The sequence below is a fragment of the Tolypothrix sp. FACHB-123 genome (assembly GCF_014697075.1).
In the GTDB taxonomy this organism is placed as follows: domain Bacteria; phylum Cyanobacteriota; class Cyanobacteriia; order Cyanobacteriales; family Nostocaceae; genus Aulosira.
The window spans coordinates 19831-32690 of record NZ_JACJRE010000073.1; the positions used below are offsets into that span (position 1 = coordinate 19831).

The window sequence follows — 12860 nt, forward strand, 5'->3', positions numbered from 1 at the left end:
ATAGAGTTCGATGATTGCCGATCTTGACGAAACGATAAGAACATTACTGAATACAAAATATCCTGTACCAGTAACATCGCAAGATATTAATATTAACAATATTGAAATTGACTTCGATCGACCCGATAAAGCATGGGAAGAAAAGACCAGTGATAAATTGATTCGGCTCAATTGTTTTCTCTACGACATTCGTGAAAATTTACAATTACGCAGTAACGATCGCTCGCTTGTCCGGAATGGAGCAATGGGTACTGAAAGTTACGCACCAACTCGAATAGATTTTACCTATCTAATAAGTGTTTGGCGGCAGAAAGCTACTGACTCCAAAATAGAAGTAGGTAAGGAAGAACACAATGTTTTAGGGCAGGTACTCAAAATTTTACTCAGGTATCCAACACTTCCGGCAGAAGTGCTTGCACCAGAAATTGCCAATCAGCCCCAACCCCCACGCACATGGATCGCACAGCCAGAAGATACTCCTAAAACTTGGGAGTTTTGGGGTGGCAATGAATGGCGATTGAAAGCGGGAATTAGCTATCGGGTAACGCTACACATTCAGCCAGAACCAGTTGAGGTTGGTTTAGTCACCGAAACTGAGATTCGGTTGCAGCTCAAGCAGCAAATAAATTCGCAGTAACCCTTGTGTACTTTTTATGACTAATTCAGTGTCAGAAGAAATTATCTATATTAAACACCGAGCTGCGATCGCTGGTTATGTAACTGATGCCATAACTGGCAAGGGAATTTCGGGTGTTGCCGTTAAAGTGGTAGGCAAAAATCTGAGTACCTTAACTAATAAAGATGGTTTTTTCTATTTCGTCGATCTGGAAAAAGGACAGTATGACTTGAATATTTTAGTTTCCAAAGAAAGTCATAGAATCTATGGAGGAAGCGACGACGAGCCTACTACTACGATCCAAGGGATCGCTGTTGAGAGCGATGGTAAGCCAGTGTTTGATTTAAAAGCCAATGTGGCATTGTATCCAACCAGACTGGTTGGGTCGGTCAAACGCAGTGACAATCAGAATAATGTCCCAAAGGCGATCATTAAATTGCGTGGCAGTGAAATACAAACTTTAACTGACGATAAGGGTCAATATTTTTTATCTGGTTTGCGATCGCCTGTAACTATCCAAGTTTCAGCCACGGAAATTGCTACAACCTCCCAACAAGTAACTCTGGAACCTGGGAAACAACAAAGTCTTGATTTTAATGTTAAACCTACGCCAATTCTTAAGGGACAAGTCACTCGCAGCGATCCTAAAGATCCGATTAAAAATGCGATCGTTAATATATGGTACAACAACGAACTAGAGGCTTCAACTGAAACTAATGAGAATGGCAACTATACTCTATCTGGACTCCCAGAAGGGAATGTGACAGTTCAAGTTTCTGCTATGGGGTTCGCTACGACAAAGCTCGAACGAGTAACTCTGACTGCTGGAAGTGACACAAAACAAGATTTCAGCTTTTAGTTCTTTACCTGTAACATTACTTATTAATTTGTTTGTTTTTTTATGATCTTTGCGATTTGTTAATAGATATGATTTGACAAGGCATTAGGATTAGTTGCCCAATTAATATCTCAATTGATTGCTAAGACCTCCCCAAAACCAATGCACAAAGGCTTCCATTATGCGCGTACCCAAACAGAAGCATAACGCCAGTTCCAAACAAGTGCCACAGTATTCAGTTGTGGGGGGAAGTCGCCGACCGGGAAAAAGTTACCAGCAGAGTCAATTGGTACAAACGCTGTCTCGCGTGGGTAATGCTGCTAATGCTGGTAATCATGCTGCCCTACTCAATCGTGCCCCAGGTTCTCAACAACCCGCCAACAAAAATTTACTGCTGCACTTGCAACGCCAGTATGGGAATAGTTATGTTAACCAAGTAGTTACACAGGCACGGCAAAACGGTGGTACCTCAAGTCAACAGCCACCCCTGCAAACGAAATTGACAATTGGCCCAGTTGGTGATAAGTATGAACGGGAAGCTGACCGGACAGCCGCCGCAGTAGTGCAGCGAATTAATTCCCCTAGTGCTGTGCAGTCGGCTGGAAGTGAGGCAATTCAGCGAGAGAAGATGCCTGAAGAGGAAGTGCAGAAAAAGCCACAGATAACGGCGATTCAACGAGAGGTAATGCCCGGAGAGGACGAGCAACAGGCTCAGATGAAACCAGCAGTGGAACTGGTGCAAACGAAGAAGCCTGATGAGGAAGACAAGCAAAAGCAGGCTGCGAAAAAAACAGCCCTGGCTGCCCCACCTCAACCCAAAAAGATTAAGGAAGAAGACAAGAAGAAACTCCTTCGCAAGAAAGCAGCCAGTAATCACTCCAAATCTAAGAAGGAAGAGGAAGACGAAAAGCTGAAGCACCTGCAAAAAAAATCGGACACTCATGCTGAACATGGGCAAAAGGAAGAAGATGAGGATAAGCTACCCATCCAGAAAAAATTTCATCCTGACGCTGGCTCCACTAAAAAACCGGAAGAGGAAGATAAGTTAAACCACCTTCAGAAAAAATCTGACACTCATGTAGAGCATGGGCAAAAGGAAGAAGATGAGGATAAGCTATCCGTCCAGAAAAAATCTCATCCCGGTGCTGACCCACATAAGCAACCAGAAGATGATGATAAACATCTGATGCAGGCTAAGTCAGAAGTTAGTGCTGGGCATCAGGATAAGGATGAAGAAGATAAAATGGCGCAGATGCAGCCGTTGGTGCAGCGTCGGTCTGGTGAGGGTGGCACAGATGCCACGACAGACGTAGAATCTGCAATTAAGCACGCACGGGGCAAGGGAAAACCTCTGCCAGATCCTGTTCGCAGTTCTATGGAAAATGCCTTCGGGGCAGATTTTAGCGGTGTAAAAATTCACGCAGATACCCATGCAGACAAGCTAAACCGTTCCATTCAAGCTCGTGCTTTTACCACAGGGCAAGATGTTTTCTTTAGACATGGCGAATTTGCCCTTGGGAGTAAGCGCGGACAGGAACTGCTGGCACATGAATTAACTCACGTTGTTCAGCAAAATGGGAATGCAGTACAGCCGAAATCCCTCCCCAAGCAGGAAAATAATAAGAAAAATAAACTACAGTCAAAAACCAAACATAATGAATCTGCCGAGCCAGCAGTAATAACAGAACAAAAGGTTCAGGGACGCTCTAACCACCTAGCACCAACAGCAGCATCAGCAGATACTTCAGGATTTAGTGATGTCCAGCAACAACCATTAGTGGCAGAAGCAGGAATAGCGGAATTTCAAGTTCAACGGCAGGAAGCGGCAGGTGATGCGGCTCCAGATTCCCCAGAGGCAGATCAGGCGTATCAGGAAGTGGTCAGCCAAGCCCAAGAGGTAGGGACTAAGGAAAAGGAACACCAACCGGCTGAGGAAAAATCTCAGGAAGCGCAGGCTGCGGCTGAACCGCCCAGTAATGAGGTAGAGAGCAAGGCGCAAGACAAGCAAGTCGATGAGATGGAGGCGGCTCCCACACCGCCGTTTGATGCTAAAGCCTTTAAAGAAGCACTGATGAAGCGCATCGCTGACATCACGCCTAAGAACCTGGAAGAGGCAGATCAGTTTAAGAATAGTAACAAACTGGAATCCGTCAAGAACGATGTGACGGGGAAGGTGGGTGAGGAGCAGAAAGATTCCCAAGGCCCGTTAGAGGAAAAAACAAAAGCACCGCCTGACGCCAGTGGTATTACACCCAAGCCTGTTACGCCCCTACCACCGAATCAACCCGGAGAAACGCCATCGATAAATGGAGCCGAGAAAGCAGCACCCAAGTCGAAGGGGCAAAGTGAAGTTGAAGCACCAGCGCAAGCCAGAAGCCAGTCACTAGACCAGCAGTTGGCGGAAGCGGATATTACTGAGGAGCAGTTGGCGAAATCGAACGAGCCGCAGTTTCAAGCGGCACTGGATAGCAAGAAAACTGCCCAGACTCATTCCCAAACAGCACCCCAAACCTATCGCCAGGGTGAGCAAAGTCAACTCTCCCAGGCCGAATCTACTGCTGCTGCGACAACCCAAGAGAAACTTCAGGGAATGCATGGGGAACGCAGTCAATCGCTGGAGCAAGTGACCGGAAAGCAGGAGGAAGGCAAAAGCAAGGACGAGCAATCCCGCGCCAAAATTGCAGGAGACATTGACAAGATTTATCAAACGACAAAAACCAAGGTTGATACCAAACTAGCGAAATTGACGACTGACGTATCCGATGCGTTTGATGCAGGTGCGGCGGAGGCTAGGAAGGTATTTGAGGAATATGTTGGCAAACGGATGGATGATTATAAGGAAGACCGTTATGGCTTGAGGTGGAACAATTTATTGGGTCCAGCAAAATGGATACACGACAAACTATGGGGGATGCCTGACGAAGTTAATAGGTTTTACGAAGAAGGGCGAGACCTGTACCTTAAATACATGGATGGCGTAATCGATAAAGTAGTTGCCATTGTCGGGACAGGGTTAACTGAGGCGAAAAATGACGTTGCGGATGGCAGAAAGCAGGTCAAGGAGTATGTTGCTAAACTGCCGGAAGACTTGAAAGAAATTGGTGTTGAAGCAGCAGAAAACATCCAAACCCAGTTTGACGGGTTGGAACAGGAAATCGATAACAAGCAGGACGAACTGATTGACACCCTGGCGCAGAAGTACAAAGAAAACCTTGATGCGATCGATACCCGTATTAAGGAAATGCAAGAGGAAAATAAGGGCTTAATTCAGAAAGCGATCGACTTCATCGTCGGTGTGATCAAGACGATCATTGAACTGGCGAAAATGCTGCTGGAGGTGTTGGCGCGAGTTGCCAGTGTGATTGGCGGCATCCTCAAAGACCCGATTGGTTTCTTGAGCAATCTGTTTAATGCCCTCAAGCTTGGCTTTAACAATTTTGTCAAAAACATCGGCAAGTATCTGATGCAGGGGTTGCTGAGTTGGCTGACTGGTGCTTTAGCTGGGGCAAATATTCAAATGCCCACCAGCTTAGATTCCCAAGGCATCTTTAGTCTGGTGATCCAGGTGCTAGGGGTGGGATATGATGCGATTCGGGCTAAGGCAGTGAAACGGATGGGTAAAGACGGTGAGTCAAAGGTCAGCCATCTGGAAAAAAGCTTCGAGATGTTCCGCATTCTGGCAACCCAAGGTGTAGCTGGTGTGTGGCAGGTGATCAAGGAACGCCTGGGCGACATCAAGTCGATGGTGCTAGACCCCATCATGCAATTCCTGATTGAGAATGTGATCGTGGCTGGGGTGCAGTGGATTATTGGGCTGATGAGTCCGGCTTCGGCATTCATTAAAGCTTGTAAGGCGATCTACGATATCATCAAGTTTTTCATCGAACACGCCCAACAGATTGCCGATTTGATTAACTCCATCCTGGATGCGGTGTCTTTAGTTGCTAGTGGTGCAATCGATAAGGCAGCGCAGGCGGTTGAGGATTCCCTGGCTAAAGCAATACCGGTGGCGATCGACTTCTTGGCTAGAATTTTGGGCTTGGGTAACATTAGCGGCAAGGTACAGGCGATTATTCAGAAGATGCGGCAGCCGATTGATAAGGCGATCGATTGGGTGATTGACCAGGGTGTGAAGGCTTACAAGAAAGTCAGTAATAAGTTTAAGCAGAGCAAGTTAGGCAAGAAGATCAAAGCAACTAAAGCGACAGCGCGGAAGAAGAAAGAAGCTGCCGAGAAGTGGATTAAGAATAAGAAGGAAGCTGTAGACAAACGGTATGAGCGGGAGAAAAACAAGCTTCTCAAGAGTAAGGCTGGCAAGAAACAGTTAGATGCTTTGAAGAAGAAGCGGGATGCAGCGAATAAGAAAATAGATGCAATAAAGAACGAGTTTACTAAGAAGCCCGGAATATGGGAGCGGAAAGATAAGAAACATCGAGGTATTAGTGATAAACAAAAGTATGCTCAGAAGGCAAAATCTGGGTCAGCAGCGATCAACCGAAAAGATAACAAGAAAAAACAAGAGAGCCAGAAAGCTGAACATGACCGTAAGGTGAAAGCTGGTCTGGCAGCGATTGATCGAGAAGAAACAAAATATCTAAAGCAAGGGAAGATAACTAGAGAAGGATCTGAGAAAGTTGTCGCAACAGTGAAGAGACAGCACCCAATTTTCAAGAAACTAATAGTAATTGATGGAGGCACAACATGGGATTATAACTATGTTGCAAGCCCACCAAAGAAGAAGTATGGAGAGAAAAAAGCGGAAAGGAAAATACCTATTCTCAAGCCCAAGTCGGGAGGTGCGGGGAAGAGGACAATAACTATAGTTCCAGGTGAAGTTTCAGATGTGGCAAAGCGTATACGTGAACTCCTAAATGAGTGTGATTCATATCTGGCTAGAGAAAAGAAGGAGCTAAATGAACTAAAAACACAAGGGGATATAAAAGTTGAATTGAATGATGAAAAGACACTTGAGAAATTCACCAACCGTTACTCTAAACTGAAAAATGAAGAAAGAGAAAAAACGAAGTACATATCTCAGAAAAAACGAAATCCAAAAGCAGCAAGGGATGCTGAAAAATTCCGTAAAGAGGTAATGAATTTCTTAGCCGAACTCCAAAAACATTATGGAGAATTTACATCCGGTGGCGGCAGCCATATGAGGAAACACCCTGATGCTCGAGGCATGATCGTGTATTATGGGGATTTCCAAGTACCGTCAGATGATGAATTCAGACATATCGAAAAGAAAAAATTGCAGCATAAGACACATTTCAAACTGTTCTTAGGAGCTAACCCAGGATATTACCGGCTAACATATATCAAAGCTAGCACTTTTGGAGTGGATAATGCAGTTTACTATCCGAAGCAAATTGAGACACCGGAAGGAATACTAACAGGGCAGAAGGATAATGAGAAGCTAAACGTAGACAAGGTTTCGGAAAAAGCAGATCCGAAGAAGAAAGAAGACTTTAAAAAAATTGCGGATAAGTTAGACAAGGATCTTTCCCCTCCTGAAAGGCAAACAAAAGTATATACGGCTCAAGCAAGACGGAAAGATAGAGGTGGCGGTCAAATTCAAGCCATGAATAAGACTAATGCCGCAGCATATGCTTATGGTAAAGAAATAACAGGAGCATTGGAGAAAAACTGGGAATGGTTGCATATCCAGGGAGCTGGACTGGGCGGCGAAACAGCATCTACTAACTTGGTAGCAGGTACATATAGTGCAAACTCGCATATGATCCCATTTGAAGGGCAAATCAAAGCTTTGTCAACCTTGGCTAATAGTGATCATCCTTTAAACGTTGCGTGGAAAATAGAAATGGGAGGTAAAGGAAAGTTTCATTGCAAGAAGATAACCATAGAATGGTATGCCAAAAAAGGGTTAATACTTGACGCTAACTCACGAACAGAACCTATCCCTGATAACGATCCGATGGTGGTGGAATTTGATCCAGAAAGAGCAACTGTTTTCGATAAATATCAAAGTAAGGCTGCTTGGAAAACTTATAAGAAGTATATAGAAACACAATCAATGATTACCGATTGAAAAAATTGTGACTTAAAGGAAAAGATTGCCGTTTTTTAAAGTAAAAGCTTGCCGAACCTATAGCCTGACTAGCTTTACGCTAAATCTACACTCTCCAAAAATGTGAAAAGTGTACTAAAGCCTTACGCAGTATAGGATGAACGCAAATTTGGTCACGAACCAAAAATGGCGATCGCAGTGTGGGTTCGCAGACTTAATGAAATTTTCCGAACGCAATAATAGGGATTTTGGCTGATTTTGTTTCGGACTAAGTGAAATTAATTCGCAGACTAAGTGAAGTTTACCTACCAAATTCGCAGACTAGATGAAATTTGCCGCCAAAATCAAAAGCAAGGGCTGAATTGATTGTTATATAAGGATTGTAGCTGATTTGTTTCGGAATCAATTGTTGAGTCCAAATTCTCTAGGCACTAGGTTTAATATAGCTGCAAGCGATCGCAATTCATTGCCGAGGAGTTTTTTCAAGCCACACCTACTCAACTTTAAATAATACATAGACCAATAAGGGATTATACGTATCTCTATTTTCTCCTCCAGTTAAGCGATCGCTCTAACCCCAAAAAGCGCCATTTGACTCATACAAATTGAGCTTTCTAAACTAATAGGTTGTCTAAGATCGATTTTTAGGAATCCCAAAAAAATTAACTTGTACAAAGTTTTTATAGTAATTTGCTTGCTAGCTAAATCCAAAAGTGCTTTTTTTATAGATGTTGTGACTTCCACTCGAAAGTATTGGTAACAGTCCAGGTAGTTTTTAATACTTAATGGCTCACAGATATACTTGTAGAGGAGCTTGAGATTATTCAACTGCGGTTGAACTCGAATCATTTCATCTGTAACTACTACAAATTCCCAACCTTGCTCTTGGCAGATAGGAGCAATAATTCGGAATAACTTCAGATTCTTAAGGGAATCTACTTTGCTTGCTGGTTTGACCTCAATTAACAGCTTTCTACTCCTTCGTTCAACCAAAAAATCAGGAGTATAGCGTCGCTGACGATGAGCAAAATTGTAAAAAATGCTCAGTGGCTGACTTTCGTATGACAGAACATCTGGGTCAGTTTCCAGCAGGTACATATAGTCCCGCTCAATTAGAGACTCATACCAAATCCCGGTCTGCATTTTGAAGCTGGAAAACAGACCGATATTTTTCTTGCTGTGGGAGTTAGTTATTTTTCTTACCGACTTGACCACGGGAGCACCTGTCCTTCCCGGACAGTTAGCTGCTTGAAGCCCGGTATTCTTAAAGCCTATGGGATCTCAAGTTTATTTCACTTACTCCGAAATAAAATTTCACTTAGTCTGCACAAATTTCATTTAGTCCGCACAGATTTCACTTAGTCTGCGAACCCACAATTGTTCAACTTTTTTATCCCTCTACATCTACAGTAGAAGGTATTAATCGGAGATTTTATCGTATATAAGATAAGGGTATCTTATTTTGTGATTGCGGGCGTGATTGTGTATGATGGTTGATGTCGGAGGTCGGAAGTAAGAATATGGAAGTGGAATAGGTGCTGTTGTGGATAAAAATGTTGGGATTTACCAGCCGCAAGCAACTGATACAAACATTGAGGCAGATATGTATCTGTTTGCTCGTCTACGGCAACTTTCACTTTCCCAACGCTTAGAAATGTTCATGGCTCATGAGCGAGGAGTGAAGAAACTTTGCCTTGCAGGAATTAAATCTCGACATCATGGAGCATCTAACGAACAAATACGTCATGTATTTACCCGTGCTGTACTAGCAGAAAAATATCGGATTGATTTTCACCCCAAAGGTCATGATGAAAGTATGTGGATTCAGGATTCTATCTCGTTAGCAGCAGAGTTACACGAAATTTTTGAGTCAACTAATATTCCTTACTATGTAACTGGTGGTGTTGCAGCTTCGCTACATGGAGAACCGCGTTCAACTCGTGATTTAGATTTAGTAATTGCAGTCCAACCGGAGCAAATCAATTTGTTGGTTGCAACACTTGAAGAAGCAGGATACTATTGTCCTGCCGGTGCGGTTGAGGGTTTAAAGCAAGGACGTGAGCGCATCCTGAATATTACACATACTGAAACTATTGCAAATGCTGACATTTATATTACAGACGATTCAGCATTTGCAGTATCACAAATGGTACGTCGCCAGCTAATTAACTTAGAAGGAATACCTAAGTTTTGGGTAGCCTCGGCAGAAGATACAATTCTACAAAAATTGCGCTGGGGTCAAGGGAGTCAATCTGAAAAACAGTGGCGTGATGTGTTAGGGATATTAAAGTTGCAGGCAGAGGGTTTGGATTACACATACCTGACACAATGGGCAGAAAGTTTGAATTTGGTTGATGTTTTGAGTCAAGCATTTACTGCTGCTGGCATGTAATTTTGAATGGGTACAGATATACATTAATTCGGGTAACCAAAAGCTTCTAGTACCGCAGGGCGGAATTCAAAATTCAAAATTCAAAATTCAAAATTCAAAATTAAGACAGAGTAAGCGTTGTGTTGATTATGAATGGTCTGTTGATTTACGCCGACTTGTACTAGCTACTTGAACAGAGGAGATAATAATTCATGAATTACAGTGCAGATTCTTTACCACCAATTAAATTAATTTCCATTGAAGATACCACAGTTAATAGAGAGTCAGGAGGTAGTAAAAGGCATACTTTAAAAACCCCGCCAACTGATATTCGGTGGGTGAAAGTATTGGAATTTTTACGCAGCAACAATCTCGCACCCAACAGCCGTAAGCTCTACTCTCGCGAACTCAAGCGGTTTTTGGGATGGACACAGCTGCATTATCATGAGCTACGTCCACGACACTTTGGGTTGTACAAGGAATATTTAAGAGATGAAGTTAAGACTGATACAGGTAAATCACTCTCAAAAAGTAGTATCAATGCGGGGCTGGCTGCTATCAAAAGTTTCTTCAAATGGATGTGCTTCACTTATCCAGAAATCATTACTACCAATCCCACACAAGGGGTAAAGCTAGAAAAGGTTCCGCTCCCACCCGCCCAAAGTTTGACTCCTGAGCAGATGGAAAGGGTTTGGTCTGCTTTAGAATTTCTTGGAGAAACAAAACAACGGGACACAGCACTCGTCCACATCCTCAGCCACGGACTTCGTGCTGGGGAAATTGTACAGTTAAATGTTGGTTCCTTCGATGGTAAACTCCTTTTCTTACCGGATACAAAAACGAATGAACCACGTTTAGTACCACTGCGCTCCCAAAGCCGCGAAGTATTAGCAGATTATTTGCGATCGCGCTCCCAGCAGAGTGAAGAATTAAATAGCCAAAGCCCACTAATGATTTCACACCATGCTTCATATAAAGGCGATCGCCTTTCTTATCACGGTATTTACTTTGCTGTCGAGAAAATTGGGGAACTCGCAGGAATTGAAGACTTGCATCCACATCAATTCCGTCACACTTATGCTACTGACTTATTGCTGTTAGGTGTAGACCCAACTCATGCGCGAAAGCTGACAGGACACCAAAGCGAGAAGGCTTTTCGACGCTATACACTCCGCAGTGAGCAAGAAGCGGCGATCGCTGCTTATTATCGTGCTATTGGAGAGGAGCAAGAAAAATATTGAAGAATACATTTGTCACAATTCAGAACTCAGAATTAATCAGTCGGGGATTCAGACCTGCGACTGATTGAACGCGAGTGCGACTCCCCTTGGGAGAAAACCTCCAAATCTAAGATTTGAAGGGGGTGCAAAAACGCCGTTTATTCATTCACCCTACGGATGACGCTCCTGCGTCGCTCTAAGCGAAGCTATGCCGAAGGCTTTACGCTGCGCTAACGGCAGTTCCTTTAAGTGGGGGAACCCCGCCAACGGACTACCTCACCAGTCGCACAAAATTCATGCGCTTATTCTGGCTTCTGGCTCCTGAATTTTGTTTCGATAATTGGTTATTTTTACACTAAAAAATTATGAGTCGCCCACGAATAATTCAACCAGGACAAAGTTATACATTTAGTAAATATTTTGAGCTACCATTTTCTCCAGAAGATATATTGGCTGACTTGGGTTATGTTTATGAACGTGAACGGTTACAATTACCAAAATTAGAATCTGGACTTAAGAGAACAGAAGAATTACAGCAATTGATTGAGCGTAATCTCAGGCGAGTCAAGCTACTAAGTGAAGATGCACGCAAGCAAGCAATTATTGCACCTATATTATTAGAAGTATGTGAAATTACACAAACTCAATTGAATATTGAATATCCAATTAATGTGAGTGACCAACTAAAAGGTAGTTTAGATTATTACATTGATCGAGGTCGAGGTTTATTAGTAATTGAAGCCAAGCAAGCAGATTTAAGTAGAGGATTTATCCAACTAGCAGTGGAATTAATTGCTCTTGACCAATGGATAAACTCAGATACACCTATTCTTTATGGAGCAGTAACTACTGGTGAAGATTGGCGATTTGCTAAATATATTCGTCAAGAAAAACAGATAACTGAAGACTTGAAATTATATCGGGTGCCTGAAGAATTACCAGGATTAATGGAAATTTTGGTTGGCATACTGAGCAATTAAAATAATTCGGAAGTCGGAAGTAATTAACAAACTTCTGGTGCGTCGGCTGCGCCATTGTCATGCCCAAAGGGCTGTACGGCGGGTTTAAGTCCGTGGCTTCTAAAAAGCCGCAAGTTTTGTGGCTCTTTCTAAATCCCGGTTACAAAACTGTACTTCCGACTTGCGGCTTCCAACTTCCGACTTCCGACTTGCGACTTCTTACTTCCGACTTGTTGAAAACAGATATGCCCAAACCATTAGACCCCAAGTGCCAGTTATGTGCTAAGTTGCCAACATCTCAAGCTAAAGTACTGCATGGAACGGATGGGGATGGATGTTGGAATCCGCGCATTTGCCATAATCGCCGTTCGTTCTACCGCCGCCGAACGGAAAATAATTCCAAAATTGATTCGATAACAGTCGAACCACCTGCTACGTATTTTGCTGTGCTGTATTTATACAAAGAGCCGGGAGATAAACCATTACATGCCTTGGGTGCTGAATTGTGGTTGGGGCAAAAACCGATTTGTCGACTCGAACCTATTCACTGTTTTGGGCTGACTGCTGGCAAGATTCGCACCTATACAGATAAGGTATTACAAGCATTCGCCAAAGAATATGGTGTTTCGCTGTATCAATATAAGGATATGTTTGAGATTGGCTCTAGCCACTGTCCAGTGCGTCCTTGTCCGTTACATCCAGAATCATAAAAATGACTACATACCGTCAATTAACGATTTGGGACGTGCTTGATGAGATTTCAGTTGCGCCACCAACTTCTTCACTTGCTCCGGTGTGGGATTGTTTAGATGCAGAACTCCACGATTT

The 12860-nt window shown here is 43.2% G+C and carries 8 protein-coding genes; 7 read left to right on the forward strand and 1 reads right to left on the reverse strand.

Annotated features, from left to right (window positions below; translation table 11 throughout):
• Positions 1-10: 10 nt before the first annotated feature.
• From H6G41_RS29670 to H6G41_RS29680, 3 genes are all read left to right on the forward strand, one after another.
• Positions 11-637 carry a DUF4255 domain-containing protein gene (locus tag H6G41_RS29670; protein ID WP_190751340.1) on the forward strand — a complete coding sequence of 209 codons (627 nt, stop codon included), beginning with the start codon at positions 11-13 and terminating at the stop codon, positions 635-637.
• A 16-nt stretch (positions 638-653) separates the two neighbouring features.
• Positions 654-1475, forward strand: coding sequence for a carboxypeptidase regulatory-like domain-containing protein (locus H6G41_RS29675; protein ID WP_190751342.1), 822 nt, complete (start codon positions 654-656; stop codon positions 1473-1475).
• 160 nt (positions 1476-1635) lie between these two features.
• Positions 1636-7503, forward strand: coding sequence for a DUF4157 domain-containing protein (locus tag H6G41_RS29680; protein WP_190751344.1), 5868 nt, complete (start codon positions 1636-1638; stop codon positions 7501-7503).
• Between the two features lie 537 nt (positions 7504-8040).
• Here the strand turns inward: H6G41_RS29680 and H6G41_RS29685 are convergent.
• Positions 8041-8697 carry a TnsA endonuclease N-terminal domain-containing protein gene (locus H6G41_RS29685; protein WP_190751346.1) on the reverse strand — a complete coding sequence of 219 codons (657 nt, stop codon included), beginning with the start codon at positions 8695-8697 and terminating at the stop codon, positions 8041-8043.
• 388 nt (positions 8698-9085) lie between these two features.
• On the opposite strand from H6G41_RS29685, the gene H6G41_RS29690 reads away from it, so the two are divergent.
• From H6G41_RS29690 to H6G41_RS29705, 4 genes are all read left to right on the forward strand, one after another.
• Positions 9086-9874, forward strand: a complete 789-nt coding sequence (locus H6G41_RS29690; protein WP_242038107.1) for a hypothetical protein — start codon at positions 9086-9088, stop codon at positions 9872-9874.
• Positions 9875-10065: 191 nt separating this feature from the next.
• Positions 10066-11094 (forward strand): site-specific integrase, encoded by a 1029-nt coding sequence (locus H6G41_RS29695; protein ID WP_190751348.1) that lies wholly within the window; start codon positions 10066-10068, stop codon positions 11092-11094.
• Between the two features lie 344 nt (positions 11095-11438).
• Positions 11439-12053, forward strand: a complete 615-nt coding sequence (locus tag H6G41_RS29700) for a hypothetical protein (RefSeq protein ID WP_190751350.1) — start codon at positions 11439-11441, stop codon at positions 12051-12053.
• A 224-nt stretch (positions 12054-12277) separates the two neighbouring features.
• Positions 12278-12742, forward strand: coding sequence for a hypothetical protein (locus H6G41_RS29705; RefSeq protein WP_190751356.1), 465 nt, complete (start codon positions 12278-12280; stop codon positions 12740-12742).
• Positions 12743-12860 lie beyond the last annotated feature (118 nt).